The organism is Pseudanabaena sp. PCC 9330 (assembly GCF_055795045.1).
The window spans coordinates 22933-44777 of the sequence record NZ_JAYFES010000081.1; the positions used below are offsets into that span (position 1 = coordinate 22933).

Here is a 21845-nt window from a genome sequence, read left to right on the forward strand (position 1 = left end):
ATAGTAAAAAGCACACAGGAAAGTTGAGCAACGTATCTGTGAGGAATTGCATAATGCCAACACCCTCAAAGGGTAATTTATTATACGGTTAATCCCTTAGATCCGGAAGAGTCCATTGAATTTTCGTGTAGCCCGATTGCCAACTCACTAACATCCGCAGAGGCTGAGTCAGATCAGGGCCATAGCCCGGAACGGATAGATAAAATGATGTCCTCCAACTTCCCTGTGCTGTAGTTGATCCAGCAAGATTGGAGACCGTGTATCCAAAACCCAAATCGGCCTGAAAACCAAGCAAAAAAGCATTTGCCCCTGGAGTCGCTGGCCACTCTACCTCCGCACTATAAGTATAAGTTTGATTGGGGAAGGTAATCTTTGGCAGCAGAATATCAGCACCGCACACAAATTTGGCTACTTGCGCTGGATTGATCTCCTTCCTTACTAATCCTGAATCGCTATGCATATGCTCTAACCATTGAAAATCAATCCCATAGCTTTCGGTCCACTGCTGGCATACCTCAGGCTGATACACCAAGTGCCCAACCCGATCAGACGGGAGCTGAATAGGCTGCAAAATGGGCTGTAGCGTATTGGGTATGAAAATAGCATTGGATGTTGCAAACCGGTTTGCAGCATCGGCAAAGACAGGCAAAATGTTTTCATCAAAAAGATCGTCGCCAATAATCTCGCCGACCACGATCGTGGCCTGCTCTGGCAGGGTGACGAGGGTGGATTTTTCTTGCAGCACTGTAACCCGACTCTGCAACTGGTTTGCCTTTATACCGGCGTCTGCCACAGCAGCCATCGCTGACATCTCGAGGGCATAGACCTGCCGAGCACCAGCGAAACCCGCTGCAAGAGCTAAAACTCCGGTGCCTGTTCCAATATCAACCACCACATCGTCAGGTTTTACCGCAGCGCGTATCGCGTTCAAAAAAGCAGCGGTGCGTGCTTCGTCGTTAAGCATAGCAATATGCGGTGAAGCCATGGCAAAACCAACAGGCTCCTGCACTTTGACCTTGCTGGTTGTCCCCTCCTCAACCAATGCACCGGCCTGAATTAAACCACGAATTGTTTCCATAGTGGCAACCCAGGCAAGGGCTGACCGATGGCGGTTTGTGGAATATTGAGCCACATCGCGAGGGCTCTGAGGCGTCGTAAACTGATCTAAAACCCAGAGGGCATCAGGTACATTAACCCATCCACTCCAAGGGGTCTTGATCTCAAGATCTCCGTCACTCCGGCGCTCTAGCGTAAACTCTTGAGCCTGCACATAGCGAGCATTCCAGAGAGAGTTCGTCTTACTCCGGTTGACTGAATCCTGTGTGCTCATTCCTTTAACCTCGAGATAAATTAGCCAGTATTGCTAGATATCTGAAAAGTTCGAAGGTTGACAAGTTAGTGGCGTCGAACCTTTTGCCTGCCCACCATTTAACCCTAAATATAAAAGCTACTCTGTTTAAATCTGAGTGCACACTCATTAAAAAACCCACATACCAAACAGATTAGGCACGTGGGCAGAGCTTCCAAAAAAGCTCACTTTGATAAAAGTAGCGTGACTCAGCTAAGAACCGGGATCTGGCACAAATTCCTCGGGAATTGTCGTGAGAAATGTTAGGTTGGAAGCATCCGCCCGGGGCTGAATCTTCACCTCTTTGCAAATCTCTGCTGGAGTACCTAGCCGAATAATGGCAGGAGTGACGTACTTACTACGATTATCAGCTTGGTCGACACTTGCTTCAAAGTCAACAAAATTTGACATACCTACAGCCTCACAAGTTTAAAGAAATAACTTCTTAGTAGCAACACGCAAATCTTCACTTAATGACAAAACGCATGAGGGCAATAGCGAACAATGACTTGACGACACACCCTGAGCTTTGCACCAGTAAAATTGATATGTGCTGCAGCTGAAGCAAACAACACTTTTTCACCGATCTAAAAATAGCCAGACTTTAAATAGATCTAGCACAATTAAAATCATACTCTATGAAGGCACTAACGGACAACCCCCACAGTAATTTTTGGCGATAGATTTGGGTATTTTTGCGCTTTTCCCAGCCTGTTTCAGGCCATTCGTCAATTGCTTGCAGCAGGGCTCCTAGATCTACGTAATCATTGGCGCTACTGTGAGCCATCAGGCGGGTTAATTCTGCGCGGATCTGGGGCAGCGATTGACCGACAGTTTTATACCAATCCGCCGCTTGGAGCCCTTTGGTACGGCTATTTAAGATCTCAGGGGGCAGCACATTGCCCATGAGCCGATGCAGCAACCAGCGAGACTGGCCCCTATGCTGGTATTGCGACTCTGGTATAGATAGACAAAATTCAACCAGGCGGCGATCGGCGGTTGGGTCACGACGTTCTACTCCCATAGTGTTGATAGCCACAGTGTAGCCGCCTGTTTCCATCAGCGTGAATGCCGCCGCCCGCATGGCTCTGCCATCGGCCCAGGGAGAATAGCTACTATTGCGGATGATGCGCTCGGCCCGTTCGGCCGTACCCATACGAGCGACAAAAGCCGGGTGAATGGGTGAGTAATCTGTGGGTTGCAAACCATACTTAGGCGGTTTTGGGGCTGTTATTTGTCGAATCGTGCGCATGTAGGGATTGAATGCCTGCCGCAGCCAATGCCGCCTACGAATATGTGGGTTCTGACGTTTTAGACCTTGAATTTCTTGCCACAGTGTCAGCCATCGGCCCCGACCTAGGAGCATTGGTAAATACATATCACCTTTGTAAGAAATGGTGACATTACCTGCTGCGCCTGCCAACAAAACTTTGGCACCCCGCTGGGCTGCATTGGCCTGAATGGCCCGAGTCCAGGCTATATCTAGGCTACTTAAACATGGATGATTTAGGTCTTCGACATCTTGTCGGATACGCTCGAGCAATGTGATCTCAGAGCGAATTTCAGGACGAATCAGGATATGCTCAATATTGTCAAATCGTGTGGCTAATGCCTGCGCACCGGTTGCTTCGTCAATGTGATAACCCTTGGGAGCAGGCCCAGCAAGCCCTTCGCGAGGCACGGCGGTATAGGCCAGCAGTTTTTCATGGCGGGCGGCCAGCTGTTGGGCGGCAACGGCAGTCACGGTGCTGCTATCAAAGCCAGAACTTAACTCGGTTGCGATCAATCCACAGGATCGCAACCGACAGGCCACTGCCCGGTCTAAATGCTCCCGCAACGCCTCTACATAGTCGTCGTCCTTAGCAAATTTAATAGTGCGAGTTGGGTCAAACTGATAGTAGTGGTGGGTAGTGATCTGCCCATGATCTAGCACTAGCATTTGCCCTGGCTCAAGTCGATAGACACTTTGGAAGTAGGTCTCTGCCCCAGGGATAGGCAGCCGGCACAGGTAATCGTGCAAACGTTCTTCATTCAGTATTTTGGGTATGCCTGGTACTGTGAAGAGAGCCTTGGGCATAGTGGCAAAGGCAAAGAAATTGGGGTGCTTGTGCCAAAATAGGGGGCGCACACCGAGGGCATCACGCGTCAGCCAGAGGCGGCGGCGGGGTGCCTGCCAGCAGGCGAGGGCAAAGTCTCCGAGTAGGTGCTCGACGGCCTGGGTATCCCACTTGAGGTAGGCGCGTAGCACAAGATCGCTGTCGGCCATTGAGGTGGCTTCGGCGGCGGCTAACCCCAGGGCAAGGGTTAGTTCATCACGGTTATCGAGGCGGCCGTCAAAGACTAGTGTGGTACCAGAGGCGGCGTGGGCTAGGGGTTGACTATCTAGATGGTCTTCTGGGGTGGTGCGCAGTAGGGTATGCACCATAGCTACCGAGCCATGGTTACAGTAACTTTGTGTATCTTGACCATAGGGCGTTAGAGCTATTTTCATCCGGTCTACGATCGCCTGATCTACCGGACGGTCATCGAGTTGAATTAGGCCTGCGATCGCACTCATGGGGGCTACTGCACTTGGATAGAGTTTAGTTAGAATCGTCTACGTAGCGAATAAAGGCACCGACAGATAGCCCTCGCAGCAGTTTGAGCCGATAGGTTTGCTCATTTTCGCGGCCTTCCCAGCCAGATTTGGGCCAGTCTTCTAGAGACTGCTTTAGATTTTCTAGATCTAGGTAGTTGCTAGCACTTCTATGAGCCATAAGTTCGGTCAACTCTTCTCGTAAGTTAGGCAATGCCTGTTCTACAGACTCGTACCAATCAGCGGCCTGCAGTCCCTTGGTGCGGCATTTCAAAATTTCAGGCGGGAGCAGATTGCCCATCAGTCGGCGCAATAACCAGCGAGATTGGCCTCGATGCCAGTACTGAGCCTCGGGAATGGCGAGGCAAAATTCAACCAGGCGGCGATCGGCGGTGGAATCGCGGAGGTCTAGCCCGATGATGTTGGCGGCGGCAAAATGATCGCCATTGTCCAGATAAGTCAGGGCTGAGATCCGTTGGGCTCGGCTGTTAGTCTTAGGTGTGAAGGAAAAGTCATGACCGCTGCTTCGAGCCCTGTTTGAGGTGCCCATGCGGATCATAAATGCGGCGTCAATCGGCGCATAGTCGGTCAGATTCCACCCTCGGCCTCGACGCTTTTCAAGGGCAGCCCAAACGGGAGCGGGGAGATAGGGAGAGAGTAGATAGGACAATAACCAGCGCCAGGTCATTTTAGGGTATCGGCGCTTGAGGGCCTTAATCTCTCGCCCCAGGGTGATCCATTGCCCACGACCCAGCAGCGATACCATATACTCCGAACCGTCGTAGGAGATGGTGTTGTTGCCCATCGCGCCATTGAGCAGTACCTTGGCACCCCGCTGGACGGCGTCGGTCTGGATGGCGTTCATCCAGACCATGTTGCAGCAGTTGAGGGGAGCTCGATCTAAGCGTTCAACGTTTTCTTTAAGGTGCTCCATCGGTGACGAGCCATCGGAGGGAATGAGAATGTGCTCGATGTTCTCAAATCGTGCGGCCAAAGCCTTGGCCCCTGGCCCTTCGTCGCCATGGTGGCCCTTGGGCACTGGCCCCCTAAAGCTTTCCCGAGGTACCGCCGTAAAGGCTAGCAACCGCCCCTGCTGGGCAGCTAATTGGCGGGCTGCGATCGCCGTCACGGTGCTGCTGTCAAAGCCAGAGCTCAATTCTGAGGCTACCCGCCCGCTGGAGCGCAGGCGGCAGGCTACTGCCCGTTCGAGATGCTCCCCAAAGGCCTCTACATAATCGTTATCACTGGGTAGTTGGATGGTGCGATCGGGGTCAAATCGATAGTAGTACTGGGTCGTGTTATGACCGTTTTCGAGCACGAGTCTTTGGCCTGGTTCAACGCGGTAGACATCTTTAAAGAAGGACTGCGGCCCGGTCATGGGCATGAGGCAGAGATAGTCGTGCAGGCGTTCTTCGCACAAAGCCCTAGGGATACCCGGAATGGCAAACAGCGCCTTGGGCATGGTGGCGAAGGCAAAAAAATCACCCTGTTGATGCCAGAACAGCGGCCTCACCCCCAGGGGATCGCGGGCTAACCACAGGCGGCGATGGGGCGCCTGCCAGCAAGCCAGAGAAAAGTCGCCTAGCAGGTGTTCAACAGCTTGGGTTTCCCAGCGTAGACAAGCACGTAGCACGAGGTCGCTGTCAGCCATCAATGCTATTTCTGCAGCGGTCAGACCAAGGCTGTGGGCTAGTTCTGCGCGGTTATCAATACGACCGTCAAATACAAGAGTAGTGCCACTGGCGGCATGTACCAGGGGTTGACGATCAAAGCTATCTTCTGGAGTGGTGCGTAGTAGTGTACGCACCATGGCAACAGTGCCTTGATGGCTGTGCTGCTGGGTGTCTTTGCCGTAGGGAGTTAAGATCGCCCCCATACGATCTAGGGTGGCTCGGTCTACCGAGTGACCATCAAATCGAATGATCCCTGCAATAGCGCTCATATTTTGTGTGCTCTGGAGTAGGTTTGGGTGAGTAGATCTCCCAAACGGTCAAACAACGTTTCTGCGATCGCATCGGGGCGGCGCACTGCCACCGCCTGACGATAATATCGCCCCACATCCTGACCAGTGCCAATGGCGATCAGCTGTATGGGGCTGGCTTCGACCTCAGCAATCACTGCCCGCAAATGATTTTCTAGCAGACCACGGCCATTGGCCTGGGCCGTCGCTTCATCATAGGGTGCACCGTCAGACAAAACCATCAATATTTTGCGCGACTGGGGCCGCACTATGAGACGGCGAGCAGCCCAGTATAGAGCCTCTCCATCAATGTTTTCATGGCCAAAGCCCTGACGGAGCAAAAGACCCAGTTGTGGACGAGCCCGCCGCCAGGGTTGCTCCGCAGTTTTATAAACAATATGGCGCAGGGCATTGAGTCGCCCGGGTGCCGTAGGACAACCCAGCTGTTGCCATCGCTGGCGGATTGGGTTGTCAGCCCCGAAGCAGGTGGTATAACCCAGGACTTCACAGCGCACCTGGCATAGCTCTAGAGTGTGAACCATTAGGTCAATAGCAAGCACGGCTAGGCGCTGGGCGGTGCCGCGCATCGACCCGGACTGATCGACCAGCAGGGTCACACAGGCCTCGGGAACAGGAGCTTCGTCTTCTACCCGGAAGACATTGTGGCTGGGGTTGCTGCCCACCAATCGCGCTAGTCGGCGATTATCCAAACGTCCGTCGTCTTGGTCAAACGACCAATGCCGTAGACGAGACGCTAGCAGTCGCCGCTGCAAACGATGGGCCAACTGGCGCATTTGGCGGCAATCGAGGTCATGCAGTGCCCGCAGGGCCTCGGCATCCTCAGGCTGGTACCAGTGAGATGCCGGGTGTACTTGATCCCATCCGGTACTGAATACGCCATAGCCTGGAAAACTATCCACAGTAGGGTTGGGTCGATATTGCCCATCTGAACACTCGTTCTTAGCATCTGGATCTTCTTCGTCGGAGGCTGAGTCCCCCTCCGGGGTAGCGCTGTCGTCAGAAGGAATTGGGCTCTGAACGATTGGGCTGGGTAGATCAGCACTGTAGTAATTAGCCAGAGTAGTAATCAATGGATGGAGGGCCTCAGCAAATCGCGCTCCATCCTGCATTAAGAGACTTGCCGATCGCAGCGCTTCACCAATATCGAGATCGCTCCATGGCAAGGGCCGGGGTTTAATCAGAATCAATGGCTGCCAAGGCCAGCGTAAACCTAGCCAGCGAGGATGAGACGCAGCCTTGCCTCGGCTCATGTGCTGGGCAAAGTGAATAGCGACTTGAGTCTGACCGTTAAACATCTGACGAGCAGCCTGGTACAGGTGAGCCATTGCCGGGTTGTCGGGCGACAATACCTCTAAATTGCTAAGATTCCTAGCTATACCGGGCAGATGCTGGCTAGCCAGCGACTCAACTCTAGCCCGCTCTAAGGTGGCATACCAAACCCATTCCGCCATACTAAACTGGGCATCTACTGCTGGGTCATGCCAGCGTTGCCAGGCAGCTTGGACATCGGCCTCGCCGCGGCTAAGGGCGATCGTCCCTAGGGGTGCTATGGGTTCCAGTACCTTTACCGAGGGACGGCCTTGGCTATAGGCCCGGCCCCAAGCACTCATTACCTTTTGAACTCGATAGCAGTCAACATCAGTAGGAAGCTGAAACATAGGGATCTGGGACTAGCTCAGTATCAAAACAACGTTGAAAGAACTCTGCCACCAGGGGCCGCTCGGTCTCATCGCAACGGTTCAAAAAAGCCAACCGAAATGCCTCGGTTGGATCACTCAATAAGTTAATGTTCTCTCCCCAGGTGATGAGCGTACGCAGAGAAATTAAAGACGATAAATCTTGCTGTTGAAAGGCCTGGCGGCAAAGTTCAGCCAAGGCCACCATACGTTTGATTAAATCGGCCTCTAGGTTGGGCAACCGGACTTGCAAAATCGTCTGTTCTTGTTCTGCGGGCATGTAAGACAGCTCAGCGACCACATGCCAACGATCCATCTGGGCTTGGTTGAGCGCTTGGGTGCCAACATACAAGCCAGAGGAATCGCCCTGACCCGCCGTGTTAGCAGTAGCAAACAGGCGAAAGGCAGGATGTGGCACGATTACCCGGTTCTGATCCAACAACGTTAACCGCCCTTGAGACTCAAGCAAACGCTGAATGACAAACATCACATCTGGACGCCCGGCGTCATACTCATCGAACACCAAGGCTACAGGATGCTCTAAAGCCCAGACCAAAATGCCAGGAATGAACTCAGTTACCTGTTGACCGTCGCGCAGCACGACCATATCGCGGCCAATTAAATCAGCTCGGGTCACATGACCATCTAGATTGACGCGAATACAGGGCCAATTTAGCCGTGCCGCCACCTGCTCTATGTGAGAAGACTTGCCGCTACCGTGGGGGCCGTGGAGGTAAACTCGACGGTTGTGGGCGAAGCCCATAAGTATAGCCCGAACAACCCCTGGCACAAAGCAAAAAGCTAGATCTTTTTCTGGCACGTGAGCCTCGGCTAAGCTGAAGGCTGGCACAGGCCAAGGAGTTTCAACCCCAAAAGCCTGCTCTGGATTGCATAGGGTGTTAGGAATTGAAATAGCTTCAGTCATGAGCTCAGCATGTACTTATGGACCTTGTACACTTTAAAATTCATCGATTTGGCCCTCGCGACCTAGCCGCTCAAAAATATTGCCCTTGAACAAGCCTCTGTCAAGCCTTGCCAAAATCACGGCTCCGGTTAAGAGCCTGCACCGCATTCTGCCTTTGCTATGGCAGAGCACTCCACTATGGACCATTGTTACCACTGGCCTAATAGTAAGCGAGGTAGCCTTTAGTGTACTAGCCCTGTTCTTGGTTAAACAGCTAGTGGACGTACTCACCAGCAGCCTGGGGGCAGACGTCGCTGATCTCTCCGGGGCGTTGACCTACGTCGCTCTAGCTGGGGGGGCGACCCTGAGCTATTTAGTAGCCAAATCTTTAGCGACTCTAGCCCGCTCAATCCAGGGGCAAATTGTTGCTGACCACGTGGACGAATTAATTCATGCCAAAGCAGTGGAGGCTGATCTGGCCTTTTATGAAAGTCCTCGCTACTTTGATACTCTGCAGCGGGCTAGGGAAGCAGGCTCCATGCGCCCGTCTGGAGTATCTAACAACCTACTAGATTTAGGTCATAACGGCTTCATGCTATTAGCCATTGGTGGACTGCTAGTTTCTATTCACTGGCTGCTACTACCGGTACTGTTGATAGGAGTAATCCCTGGTCTTTTGGTACGGCTACACTTTACTCAAGTGATGTACAAGTGGCAGCGACACCGTACCCAGATGTATCGAAAGGCCGCCTATCTGAGTGGTCTTATCACCACTGATTTCTATGCCAAAGAAGTGCGTCTAAACCAACTAGGCAATTACCTCCAGGGGGTTCATCAATCAATAAAAGTGCTGATCCGCCAGGAAAATATAAAAATTAGCCAACGGCGCACTGGAGTAGAGTTGATAATAGCCTTGGTAGGCACCCTGGCCCTATTCTTATCCTTAGCTTACCTGGCCTGGCAAACGTCTCTGGGGCTGCTTTCCGTAGGAGATTTGGTATTATTCTTGCTGATATTTCAGCGAGGGCAGGGAACCATACAGTCTCTGCTAAGCAACATTTCAAGAATTTATGAAGATCATCTGTACATTGGCCAACTGTTTGAGTTTTTAGATATACAGCCCGCCTTATCGCAGCCGGCTAAGCCTCTGCCTGTACCCCCAAGCATGATGAAAGGGGTGGCTATGGAAAATGTGACATTTCAATATCCCGGCTCTCCAAGAGTAGCTTTGCGAGATATCTCTTTAACTATTGCTCCAGGGCAGGTGATTGCGTTAGTAGGGGCCAATGGCTCAGGAAAAACGACCTTAATTAAGGTGCTATGCCGTCTCTATGATCCCACTCAGGGCAATGTCCAGCTTGATGGTATTGACGTGAGGCAGTTCGACCTAGACGACTACCGTCGAGCATTTAGCGTAATTTTCCAAGACTATGCCAAGTACTCTTTAACGGTGCGAGACAATATTCGATTTGGGGATATTTCTTTACCAGAAAATTCCCCAGCTATTCTTCAGGCGGCTGTAACATCGGGTGCTGACGAATTTATTCGCCAGCTGCGCTACGGCTACGACACTCAGCTGAGCCGTACCTTTGACGACGGGGAAGAGTTGAGCATTGGCCAATGGCAAAAAATTGCCCTGGCCCGCGCTTTTTTGCATCGGTCTCAGGTGGTGGTGCTCGATGAGCCCACCAGTGCTTTAGATGCCAATGCCGAGTTTGAGCTGTTTCAGAACTTTCGCGATCGCATTGCCCACCGAGCCGCCGTCGTCATCAGCCATCGCCTCTCCACCGTGCGCCAGGCCGACTATATCTATGTGCTCGATCAGGGGCAAATTGCTGAGGCGGGCACTCACGATGACCTGATGCATCACAACGGCATTTACAAACGTATGTTTGAGCGTCAGGGGTTCTATTATCAAGACTCAATTCCTCCAGTCGCCGAGCCCTAGAGGATTCAACGTTAGACCCAAAACGCTCAACGTAAGCAGATGATCACAACCTCAGCCCTCAGCCCCTTGATCGATCAGTTCACTGCTCTGGGAGAACAGGTCGCAACCCAGTATCGACGCTGTAACTACAACGAAGCTGACCTGCCCGCCATTGCCGCCGAGGCCCTGGTATTGTTTGACGGTGAGTTTACCTTTGATGCCGCCGCCATTGCGGCCTTTTTCGTTACCACCTCCATTCCCCAACAGCCGGGGTCGCGCTTTAGCGATTTACCTGTCACGGTTTTTCGTCATCGAGAGTTTTATATCGAAATCTTGATCTGGACTAAATCTACTACGGCAGTACACCAGCACGGCTTTAGCGGTGCCTTTAAGGTACTTCAGGGATCTAGCATCCATACTACCTTTGACTTTCAGCCCCAGCGAGAGATCAGCCCTAACTGCATCCTCGGTGCTGTCACCCCGCAACATACTGAATACCTGCCAAAAGGCTCTGTTCGGCAAATTCAGCCGGGGTCAGAGGGTTTAATCCACAGCCTGTACCACCTTGACAATCCCTCTCTTACTCTAGTGGTTCGCAGCCATGGCCATAAAAAACACCAGCCGCAGTACACTTACTACCGACCCTACTTTGCCATCGATCAGTTTCAGCTTGAAAAAGATGAGCTAGTGGTGATGCACACCAAGCTGCTGCATGCCGCCAATCAGCTCGACCGAGACAGCATGATAGGGGTCTGGCTAGACCACATTGCACAGTTCGACTTTCCACGACTGACCTACCTCTTTTGGAGAAACCTAGGCTATTTTCAGAATGAGACCGAGCGACAGACCTTTCTTGACAAAGCCAGGCAGACCCACGGCGACCTGGTGGACTCGCTACAAGAGGCAGCCCAGTTCAAAGAAAAGCTGGATCATATCAGTCAGTCAAGAACCGTTTTGTCAGATCCAGATCTCCGCTACTTTTTGGCTCTGCTGATGAATGCTAAAGACAAAGCAGCCCTAATGGACATGGTCAAAGTACGCTACCCCGACCAAGACCCGCTAGAGTGCTGCGCCCGCTGGCTGGCCCGTCTAAGCGAGGGCAAGACCGACACCGCCCTGCGGCTAACTCAGATCGTGCAGCAGGCCAATGTGGGGGCACTGCACCTAGGCCGAAAACTGGGGGTGGCTCTTCCCCCCAATGTCGCCAACGAGCAAGCAGCAGCTCTTTTCCTATCTTTTATTCGCCACGGCAACCCGGCCAGCGATGTCGCGGCTCACTTTCCCGATATCGACGCGATCGACCTCCAGCGGTTCTTTGATCGCCTAGGCGATCTTGAAGAGATAGGGTGCCTGCGTTAAGGCCAGCCCTGGGCCCTCAAGTAATGCCCTGGAGAGAATCGTCAGATTACCCTGAGGGGGGTCACAAAAGCTCAGGGTCAATATAAGATGGGGGCGTCTAACCCAGCGGGCTATGTGCCGCCCAGTCAAAACCCCTACATAATCTGTGAAACCCTCTCTGGAGCGGGCTTTGATGGTCATTGTGATCTCAGTTCCTCCTACCGTAGCCCTGGTGCTGACCAACTGGGGCCGTACAACAGAATTACTGTGTCTTAGCTCACGTCTGGGTCGGTTAGGCTAGGGTTACCTTGTGGTGTACCTCATCTGTAATCCAGGGCAAATCATGGCTGATACACTCTACGATCGCGATTTTTACTCCTGGGTGCAACAACAATCTGGTCTGCTCCGCCAGAGGCAGCTCAATCAGCTCGACGTGTCTCACCTGATTGAAGAGCTAGATGACTTGGGCAATCGCCACTACGACCAGCTTGAATCTCACTGGATGCAGTTGACGGCCCACTTGCTTAAATGGCAGGTGCAGCCTTGGACGCAAACCAATAGCTGGCGAGCCACCACTCGATTGCAGCGTACCGCGATCGCCAAGCTGCTGCGCCGTAACCCCGGCTTAAAACCTCGATTAGACGAGGCCATGGCTGAGAGCTGGCTAGAAGCTCGCGATCTGGCGATCGCTGAAACCGACATCCCCGATGATCAGTTTCCCGAGAGCTGCCCCTTCACCGTGGAGCAGGTAATCGGCCCCGACTTTTGGCCCCAGCTTAAGGCTATGGACATTAAGCTAAAATCAGAGGCCACCAACGGCCCAACCGCCACGGAAGAACTGCTTGAACTGCGCCACTACATTGAGGCAAAAAACTACGACCAAGCCTTGAGAGATAACGTAGATTCTGTCCAGATTTTGGCTCAAGCGCTGGGCCTAGTTCAGCCCGATGTAGGTATCCACCATGACCAAGCTCAAAATTAAGCGACGGCCAGCCTCTACAGCCCCCGCAGAGACTGAACTCATTATCGAAGCGGGCCGCACCGAAAAAAACTACTGGCAAGACATCTGGCGCTACCGGGAGCTGTTTTACTTCCTAGCCTGGCGAGATATTTTGGTGCGCTATAAGCAAACCGCCATCGGGGTGGCCTGGGCGCTGATCCGCCCGTTCCTCACTATGGTGGTATTTACGGTGGTGTTTGGTAAGCTGGCCAACCTGCCCTCGGAGGGGGTGCCCTACCCTATTCTGGTGTTTGCCGCTATGCTGCCCTGGCAGCTATTTTCTACGGCACTATCAGAGTGCAGCAACAGTCTGATCAGCAACGCCAATCTGCTATCAAAGGTGTATTTTCCTCGTCTAGTGGTGCCCACGAGTGCGGTGGTAGTGAGCTTTGTCGACTTTGCCATCTCGGGTCTGATCATGGTGGGGCTGATGGTTTGGTTTGCTTTTGTGCCTAGCTGGCATATCGTGACCCTGCCGTTGTTTATTGCGATCGCCCTAGCTGCCTCCATGGGGGTTGGTCTGTGGATGGCCTCGCTCAATGTGCAGTACCGTGATTTTCGCTATATTGTGCCGTTTTTAGTGCAGTTTGGCCTCTACGTATCGCCCGTGGGGTTTAGCAGCAATATTGTGCCCGATCGCTGGCGGCTACTGTACTCCCTCAACCCCATGGTGGGGGTGATTGATGGCTTTCGCTGGGCGCTTTTAGGAGGCGATGCCCAGATCTACTGGCCGGGGTTTGCCCTGTCGCTGAGCCTAGTTGTGCTGCTGCTGGTGTCAGGCCTTTGGTACTTTCGCAAGATGGAGCGCACCTTTGCCGATGTGATTTGACGATAGAGTGACCCGACAAGGTGGGTGTTTAGTCAAACCTCAAAAAGATCCGAAAATCCCCTGAGAGCATTGAGCCGTTCTTAAAAAGCATTAAAGCTTTCTTTGCACGGCTTTAGCCTTGCTTTAAAGCGTTTATAGCTTTCTTTATAACTTAGAAGGCTTCCTTTGCAAGGCCTACTGGTTTCTTTGCAAGGCTTTGGCTCTCTTTTGCAGCGCCTAAGCTATCCAAAGAAATGCTTATAGTTTGCAAAGAAATGTATTAGCATTTAAAGCAATTGCTCAAACCATCCTTTATATCAATGGCAGATTGCAAGCGAGTGAATAGGTTATGAAGGTTTCTCTTGTCTTCTTCATCTAGGGGAGTACAAGAGCAGAGTTTAGAAAGTCAGAAGCTGAGAGGATCTAGAACTCAGTTAATGTGTACCTCAACCAAAGGAAAAACGAGTGCATACTGAGTATGTAAGTTTATTATTCTAACAGCTAGCTGATCCGTCATTCTCGTGCAGAAGAGAATCCACAGCGGCAAACTTGCTCCTGAGTGGATATCCACACAAGCAGGAATGATATAAGAATCTATTTCTGCAAAGTAGAGCGCATCTTTGCAGATGTGATTTAGAACCCTAAGCTTCAGAACTTTTAGAATTTCAATCTCTCACTTATATTTCTATGTCTGACACTGTAATTCGCATTGAAAATCTGGGTAAGCGCTACATTATCGGCCACCAGCAGCAAGAGAGATATACAGCACTTCGAGATGTGCTGGCGAATAAAGCGAAGGGCATCACCAATATCTTTAATCCAAAATTTAAAATCCAAAATCCAAATTTGGAAGAGTTTTGGGCTTTAAAGGATGTCTCATTTGAGGTGAAGCGGGGAGACAGAATTGGCATTATTGGCCGCAACGGAGCTGGCAAGTCTACGCTGCTCAAAATTCTGAGTCGCATTACAGAGCCGACGAAGGGACGGATTAGCATTAAGGGTCGAGTGGCCAGTCTGCTGGAGGTGGGCACGGGGTTTCACCCGGAGCTGACGGGGCGAGAAAATATTTTTCTGAATGGTGCAATCTTGGGGATGAGCAAGGTTGAGATTCACCGTAAGTTTGATGAGATTGTAGCGTTTGCGGAGGTGGAGAAGTTTCTGGATACTCCGGTAAAGCGTTACTCGTCAGGAATGTATGTGCGGCTGGCGTTTGCGGTAGCGGCGCATTTGGAGCCAGAGATTTTGATTGTAGATGAAGTGCTGGCGGTGGGGGATGCGACGTTTCAGAGAAAGTGCCTAGGGAAGATGGAGGAAGTGAGTCGAGAGGGTCGCACAGTTTTGCTTGTTAGCCATAACATGCCTACTATCGAAGCTCTTTGTTCTAAAGTAATATGGCTTATGAATGGTAAAGTTCACTTAAATAATAGAGTTAACCTCGTTATTAACGAATACTACAAAAAGGACTTAGGAGCAACGGAAACACATTTAGATCATCGAGTAGATAGGATTGGCAGTGGAAAAGCTAGGCTGACTGCAATCAATATCTCTAGTTTAGAAAATAGGTCAGGAGCAATTCAATGCGGTGATTTAGTAAAGATTAAAATTGGTTACCGGTCTAAACTCAAATCCTTGGAAAGGTATGCATTTGTGTGCTCCATAGTAGACCAACGTGGAGTATCAGTATATTGGTTAGACAGCCGCTACAATCCAAATTTGTCTACAACCATAGAAAGTATTGGTGAGATGCAATGTATTATTGGACCCTTAAATCTAGTTCCAGGCTCATATTTTATTAACTCAGCTTTGCTAATCAATGGAGAAGTAACTGACCAGGTTGAAATAGTTAGTACTTTCGTAGTAGAACCAAAAGATTTTTATAAAACAGGAAAGCTACCGGAGCAACATCACGGCTTGTGTCTACTTCCACAAATATGGGAGGTAAGTTGAAGTTGAAAAAGACATACTATACCGTGCTTTTTATAAAGCTTTTTAACTTCTTTGGTAAATTCCGTTCTAATTTTGAAAGATCTTCGCTTGGAAAGAAATGTTTAGAGAGTTACAGGCAGGCTTATTGGAATTCTAGATTGGCAAGTATTGGCGAAAATAGTCACGTTTATCCCAACGTAATCATTCATTCTCCAGAAAAAGTTTCATTTGGGAAGAATGTAAATGTTGCTGAGTTTGTTCATATTTGGGGGGGTGGAGGAGTTGAAATAGGAGATAACGTTATCATTGCTTCTCATGCTGCAATTACTTCACAAACTCATGATAAGTATGCAGAAATTTTTAGAGAAAGCCACATAATGGCTAGAATTCACATTGAAGATAACTGTTGGATTGGTGCAGGGGCAATTATTCTACCAGGGATACACATTGGAACAGGAAGCATAATCGGAGCACAAGCTGTTGTAGCCAAAAATGTTGCTCCTCATTCAGTAGTAGCAGGTGTTCCAGCAAGATTACTAGGAACTTTAAGCACTTCAAGCTTAAAACATTGAGTAAAAACAGATGGAGATTGTTAAACAAGAGCCAAGAAACTGGCAAGTCCTGACACTAAAGAATTTTGTTGAGCAGCAACAATGTCCATCTTGTTCTTCATTGAACTATGTTTTACTTCAGGGGCATAAAAACATAGTCTTTGGTCGAAGATTTCCAGCAGGTGCATTTCGTTTTGGGGCAGACTTGCGGACTACTCGTCAACTAAAGCGTTGCCTATCATGCGACTTGATTTATCAGGAATGGATACCTTCTCAAGAACTTTTATTAAATCTATATTCAACCAATCAAGATAGTGCGCCCTGGCCTCCAGATCCACGGAGACTAACTTGGAAACGAGCTAAAAAATATTTACCCAAAAAAGCTGGGAAAATATTAGATGTAGGAGCAAATGATGGTCATTTTCTCTCCTTACTATCTTATGAATGGGAAAAATTTGCATTAGAGCCTACTAACTCTTCTAAAAATGATTTAAGCAGAGTAGTGAAAGGAATCTATGATGGCTTTATGGATGATAAATTTATCCAGCTCCCTGAAAATGAATTCGACGTTGTTTGTTTATTTGATGTCGCCGAACATTTTCGTGATGTAAAAACAGCAATGGCTAATTTATGGCGCTGCTTGCGTCCGGGAGGGATAGCTATATTAGAGACAGGATATACAGATTGTTTTCCTGCTCAAATACAAAAAAGTGCGTGGTGGTATTACGACTACATAGAACATTTTGTGTTCTTTAATAAGAAGTCTCTTCAAGAGGCCTTAGCCAAATCAGGCTTAGAAATTGAGTGTGTGAAGGCAGTAGTTCATACCGCGATGGGAAACTATCTCAGGATGGGTCAAGATGTTCTAAGGATGACACTTCGCTCTCAAGAAATTAAATCTCAACTGGGATTTAAAAATGAAGGAAATTGCATCTATCTTGAAAATCCTCTACGGATTTACTGGCCAGATCACATATTCGTTGTTGCTCGTAAAGGATAAGAGCAATGAGTAGTCTTCCTAAATGTAAAATCTGCAATTCATCTACGATCAGTCTGTATCACGATCTCTTCGATAATCGTCATGGCTACCCAGATTCTTTCAAGATCACTCAATGTACATCTTGTGGGTTTTGTAGAACAGAACCTGCTTTGAAACGAGAAGACTTAGCAGAAGTTTATCAGAAGTATTATCCAAGAAGTAGTTTAACTAAACAGCAAGTAGAAGCTACATTTGCAACGATTCGTCAAAAGAGTAAATTCCAAATTTGGTTAGAAGGTGGTGGAACTGAATGCTATTTGTATATAGAGCCAGATAGCCGAGTACTTGATGTTGGATGTGGTAACTGTGTGTCCTTATTGATGGCAAAAGAATTAGGCGCTCAAGAAGTTCTAGGAGTTGAGGTTGATCCAAATTTATTTGTGATTGCCCAAGCTCTTGCACTTGATCTACACATAGGCCAATTATCAAACCTACCAATTGCAACGGGAAGGTTTGACTTTATTCTAGCAAGACAAGTTTTAGAGCATGAGCCTGAGCCTGAGCTCCTCCTTCAAGAAATGCGAGAACGTTTGGATACACATGGCAAGATAGTGCTGAGTTTTCCTAACGTTAACTCTTTTTACCGCTTTCTGTTTAAAGAAAAGTGGTTAAACTGGCATGTTCCTTATCACGTTAATCACTTTTCAAGACGCAGTATAGAAACTCTTGCAAAAAGTAGCAATCTTAAGATTGAAAGTATTAAGACTGTGACTCCAAACAGCTGGCTGACCTACCAAAAGAGGATTCAAAAAATAAGTATTGAAGCTGGTCAAAGAGATACTTTTTGGGATCCAGATGTTCCCGATAATATTCAAATTCCTGCCCCATTATTTTTCAGATACTTACCAAATAAACTACGAAACAAACTTAACTTCCTTGGAGCCTTATTGGCCACTCCAATAACCTGTTTCGCAAATCGTTCACTCGATTTTTTATCTATGGGAGAGAGCTTTTTAGTCATTTTATCTAAATAGGATTATGATCACATTTTTTACAACCGCAAAGGACTTTGTTGGAAAAAGCAAAATTTCTCAGCTTAATGCTATAAAAAGCTGGAAAAATTCTATAGAAGGGGCTGAAGTAATTCTGTTTGGTAAGTGTGAAGGTGTCGAAGATCTATCTAAGCAGCTAGGGATAACATACGTTCCCGATGTTAGGGCTTCTAATCAAGGAACTCCTTTCATCAATGACATGTTTGAGATAGCTAGCAGTATGGCTAGATATAATATTTGTTGTTTTATTAATGCTGACATTATCGTCTATCATGAATTTTCTCAGAGCCTTTTAAAGATACATGATTTATTAAAAATCAACTATTTAGTAGTGGGGCAAAGAAAAGATTTGACCTTAGATAGAGAAATTGACTTTAGCATTGATTGGGAAAACGATTTGAGAGAGGTTGTTAATGAAAAAGCCTCTACTCATCCACCCAGTGGAAGCGATTTTTTTGCTTTCCCAAAAGGACAATATCAAGTAGGCGATATTCCCAACTTACTCGTAGGTAGACAAGGATGGGATTTATGGATGATTTATAACGGGAGATGCAGGAAAGCTAAGGTTGTTGATTTATCTCAAACTACAATGGTCATCCATCAAAATCATGACTACTCTCATCGAAAAGTTAAAGTTAAGGACTTGACTCTGGAAGAGGAAGCTTTGTCAAATTACAAATACCTACCACTTGGTGAAACATATATATATACTCTGCTCGCCTGTGACTTTTCCTATAAGGATGGCAGGCTAAAGCAAAATTTTGCAAGAGGTGATTTAAAGAGATTTATCACATATGAGCTTAGTTTGAGAAAGCATAAGCTTGGAGTAAAATTCCTCAAAATATTTTTGACAAAGATCCGTTTAGCTCATTAAAAACCAATGACTTCATAAAAGAAAAGGCATTTATTGCTCTTTTTGACTACAGTCGACCCGAACACACTAAAAAAAATCTTAGAAGCACTTTCAAATAATCAGTATGCGAAGGGGTCTGAGTCTCTGCAGCGCTAGCAATGTCCAAATTATTTGGGAAAGGATAAAACTTGGCTTTGCAGCAGGAGCGATACCAGAACTATGTTGCGATCACCTAATTACGGCTAAAAAATCAAATTTTAACTACCTTCGCCGTCTCCATTTTGGCACTGGCTCTAGCTACATTCCAGCATTGCTAGAGTCTTTTTCAAATCATTTTGATCACTCAGCCCCCCTCACTTAACTCAAGTATATAAACATGTGCTCAAAACCTTGTTGAAGATATCATTACGTCGCCAGATACAACTGAAACTAGCCCATGATTTAGGCTTTTTGTATGGGCAAGCCCGAGCCGTTGATGATTCTAATACTATCAGGATAAAACGATTAGCTAGTCAATTAGGCTTTGTCTAAAACTTAATTTTATTTCCACCACTCCTATTTCTGGAAATGCCTTGCATACCCCAATTGTATTTCTCATTTTCCGTCGCCCTGACTTGACAGCCAAGGTCTTTGAGGCAATTCGCCAAGCGCAGCCGACCAAACTGCTTGTAGTAGCCGACGGCCCCCGCAACGAAGAAGAGGCTGTACTATGCCAGCAAGCCAGAGCCATCACAGAAAACATCGACTGGGACTGTGAGTTGTTGCGAAACTACTCAGAGGTTAATCTAGGCTGCCGGGAGCGAGTTTCTTCTGGCATAACTTGGGCCTTTGAGCAGGTAGAAGAAGCAATTATCTTAGAAGATGACTGTCTCCCCCATCATTCATTCTTTTATTACTGCGAAACCTTGATTGAATACTATCGCCACGATGAGCGCATCATGGTGGTCAGTGGCAATAACTTTCAAGACGGGCAGCAGCGGACACGATATAGCTATTACTTCTCGAAGTATAACCATTGCTGGGGTTGGGCAACCTGGCGACGGGCTTGGAAACACTGGGAGTTTGCCCCACTGAGATGGCTAGAATTTCGAGACAGTGGGTTTATGCAGTCGATCTGTGATGACCCCTACGAAGCAAAGTATTGGACTAATATATTCAATACCCTATTTTTAGAAGGTAAACCTAACTCTTGGGCTTATCCGTGGACATTCGCTTGTTGGTCGCAGGGTGGGTTAACGGCTCTGCCTAATGTTAATTTAGTCTCCAATATTGGGTTTGATAGTAGGGCTACCCATACTTGGGGAAAGAGTAAGTTTTCCAAAATGCCTGTAGAAGAAATTACAACTATCTTGCAACCACCTTTTGTGGTTCCGCACAAGGAAGCTGATCTATATACCTTTGATCATCATTTTTGGGGTAAGACAATGCGAGAAACTGATTCGGTCAACTACAGGATAAAATCTAAGCTTGCTTGGCTTAAGAATAAATTTTAACTTGCTTAGTTTAATCCAATAAAGTGTTTTGCAAACTATAAAACGATGGGCTAGCACTACTAGTAGGCGAGAGCTATGCTTGATGGATCTGATTTTTTCATCAGGTATGTCAAGCCAACACGCAAATTTTCTTGCGATTTACCACTAAATAAAGATAGATACAAGAAGTAAGTCTAAATAGCTAAGACAATGAATTGCCAAAGTCCGTTAACTTATAGCAACAACACAGTCTTATTAAAAAAAATACTAGCCAGTCGGTTAATCGATGATTGGAACAACAATTTTGGGATTGATATTTCAACTGATATTGGGAGATGTGAAGAAATTTATTTATATAAATGTAATCAAACTAAATTGCTTTTCTTCATGCCACTTGAGGTTGCTGGTTCTAGCAAACTTTATGAGCGTTTATCAAAAATAGACTGGTACTACATGCCCCAAAAATGGGAGTATGATGTTGCTGTCCAAGGTTTAAAGGATTGCAAAAATGTCTTAGAAATTGGCTGCGGTCAAGGAGCATTTGTCCAACGGCTAATACAAGAGCATTCGCTTTCAGCTATAGGTGTCGAATTCAACAAAAACGCCGTTCAGATTGCGCAAAGTCATAATATTCCAGTATCAGCCGCAACATTGAAAGAGATTGCTTGTGACAAAGCCAAATACTTTGATGCCGTTTGTGCATTTCAGGTTTTAGAACATGTGAATGCCCCACGAAGTTTTCTTGAAGAATCAATTGAATTAATTAAGCCAGGTGGGAAGCTAATAATTTCGGTACCAAATTCTCAATCTTTTGCTAGGCACGCTCATAATGACTTGTTGGATCAACCTCCTCACCACATGCATCGCTGGTGCAAAGAAACTTTCCTGAGCCTGCAAAAGATTCTTCCACTTGATCTAATAAGATTTAAGATTGAGCCTCTTGCTACTTATCATATTAGCTGGTATCTCTCCATTCAAACGTCAAGACTGTCAAATATTAGATTAATTCGAAGTTCTGCTTTTCGTCTTTCAAATTACTTAGTGAAGCCAGCTCTAAAAAAGTCTTCTTTACTCCGGCATCTAATTACAGGTCATACTTTATACGTTGAGTTTCGAGTAAGGAATTGACACTAAAGTTTTACACTATACCAATTCAATTTGGGCTTATAGTTATATCTTCCTTCCCTGAAAGGGTTTCATTCTCCTACTGGGTACAAAAAGTTGGTATTAGCTAAAGGTTGTTATTCAAGGCAGCCTAGCTTTAGCGTAAGCGTTCCTCCAACTATGCTGGTTGAGTTAAGTTGAGCCAAAACTTGCCAAAATGTTTTCTTCGGCTCTGCTCAAGGGACAGTTATGCTTTATAGCGATGGCCATTGCGCTTAGGACATACGCCTCGGCTTCGGTTGAGAACTGGGGCGGCGCAATGGCGTATAGCCATCGCTTCAGGGGTATCGG

Annotated in this window: 15 protein-coding genes and 1 pseudogene; 11 read left to right on the plus strand and 5 right to left on the minus strand. The window is 47.8% G+C overall.

Annotated features, from left to right (window positions below):
* Nucleotides 1-88: 88 nt before the first annotated feature.
* The 5 genes from AC0QKW_RS07175 to AC0QKW_RS07195 form a co-directional block, all read right to left on the minus strand.
* Nucleotides 89-1078: a 50S ribosomal protein L11 methyltransferase gene (locus AC0QKW_RS07175; protein ID WP_473150380.1), complete on the minus strand. Its 990-nt coding sequence runs from the start codon at nt 1076-1078 to the stop codon at nt 89-91.
* An 874-nt stretch (nt 1079-1952) separates the two neighbouring features.
* The gene (locus AC0QKW_RS07180) at nt 1953-3905 is read right to left on the minus strand and encodes an asparagine synthetase B family protein (protein WP_473150381.1); all 1953 of its coding nucleotides are present in this window, start codon (nt 3903-3905) and stop codon (nt 1953-1955) included.
* 25 nt (nt 3906-3930) lie between these two features.
* A complete protein-coding gene (locus tag AC0QKW_RS07185) occupies nt 3931-5865 on the minus strand; it encodes an asparagine synthetase B family protein (RefSeq protein WP_473150382.1) in 1935 nt (644 codons plus the stop codon).
* A complete protein-coding gene (locus AC0QKW_RS07190) occupies nt 5862-7562 on the minus strand; it encodes a cobaltochelatase CobT-related protein (RefSeq protein ID WP_473150383.1) in 1701 nt (566 codons plus the stop codon). Before AC0QKW_RS07190 ends, AC0QKW_RS07185 begins: the two co-directional genes overlap by 4 nt.
* Nucleotides 7543-8505 (minus strand): AAA family ATPase, encoded by a 963-nt coding sequence (locus AC0QKW_RS07195; RefSeq protein ID WP_473150384.1) that lies wholly within the window; start codon nt 8503-8505, stop codon nt 7543-7545. Before AC0QKW_RS07195 ends, AC0QKW_RS07190 begins: the two co-directional genes overlap by 20 nt.
* Nucleotides 8506-9667: 1162 nt before the next feature.
* Here AC0QKW_RS07195 and AC0QKW_RS07200 point away from each other — a divergent pair.
* The 11 genes and pseudogenes from AC0QKW_RS07200 (at nt 9668) to AC0QKW_RS07250 (ending at nt 21518) form a co-directional block, all read left to right on the plus strand.
* Nucleotides 9668-10432, plus strand: a complete 765-nt coding sequence (locus AC0QKW_RS07200) for an ABC transporter ATP-binding protein (RefSeq protein ID WP_473150385.1) — start codon at nt 9668-9670, stop codon at nt 10430-10432.
* A gap of 39 nt (nt 10433-10471) precedes the next feature.
* Nucleotides 10472-11770, plus strand: coding sequence for a cupin domain-containing protein (locus tag AC0QKW_RS07205; protein WP_473150386.1), 1299 nt, complete (start codon nt 10472-10474; stop codon nt 11768-11770).
* Nucleotides 11771-12092: 322 nt separating this feature from the next.
* A pseudogene (locus AC0QKW_RS07210) lies at nt 12093-12521 on the plus strand (DUF29 domain-containing protein); the annotation flags it as partial.
* A gap of 190 nt (nt 12522-12711) precedes the next feature.
* A complete protein-coding gene (locus AC0QKW_RS07215; protein ID WP_473150387.1) occupies nt 12712-13578 on the plus strand; it encodes an ABC transporter permease in 867 nt (288 codons plus the stop codon).
* Nucleotides 13579-14244: 666 nt separating this feature from the next.
* Entirely contained in the window at nt 14245-15504 is a 1260-nt protein-coding gene (locus AC0QKW_RS07220; RefSeq protein WP_473150388.1) for an ABC transporter ATP-binding protein, read from the plus strand.
* On the plus strand, nt 15489-16055 hold the full coding sequence (locus AC0QKW_RS07225) for an acyltransferase (RefSeq protein ID WP_473150389.1): 567 nt from the start codon (nt 15489-15491) through the stop codon (nt 16053-16055). The genes AC0QKW_RS07220 and AC0QKW_RS07225 overlap by 16 nt, the downstream gene beginning before the upstream one ends.
* A gap of 10 nt (nt 16056-16065) precedes the next feature.
* Complete coding sequence (locus AC0QKW_RS07230; RefSeq protein WP_473150390.1) at nt 16066-17034, plus strand: class I SAM-dependent methyltransferase; 969 nt, start codon at nt 16066-16068, stop codon at nt 17032-17034.
* Between the two features lie 149 nt (nt 17035-17183).
* Nucleotides 17184-18047 carry a class I SAM-dependent methyltransferase gene (locus AC0QKW_RS07235; RefSeq protein ID WP_473150391.1) on the plus strand — a complete coding sequence of 288 codons (864 nt, stop codon included), beginning with the start codon at nt 17184-17186 and terminating at the stop codon, nt 18045-18047.
* 4 nt (nt 18048-18051) lie between these two features.
* Nucleotides 18052-18939 (plus strand): hypothetical protein, encoded by an 888-nt coding sequence (locus tag AC0QKW_RS07240; RefSeq protein WP_473150392.1) that lies wholly within the window; start codon nt 18052-18054, stop codon nt 18937-18939.
* A 551-nt stretch (nt 18940-19490) separates the two neighbouring features.
* Nucleotides 19491-20411, plus strand: a complete 921-nt coding sequence (locus AC0QKW_RS07245) for a glycosyltransferase family 2 protein (RefSeq protein ID WP_473150393.1) — start codon at nt 19491-19493, stop codon at nt 20409-20411.
* Between the two features lie 189 nt (nt 20412-20600).
* Nucleotides 20601-21518 (plus strand): class I SAM-dependent methyltransferase, encoded by a 918-nt coding sequence (locus tag AC0QKW_RS07250; RefSeq protein ID WP_473150394.1) that lies wholly within the window; start codon nt 20601-20603, stop codon nt 21516-21518.
* The last annotated feature ends 327 nt before the right edge of the window (nt 21519-21845 follow it).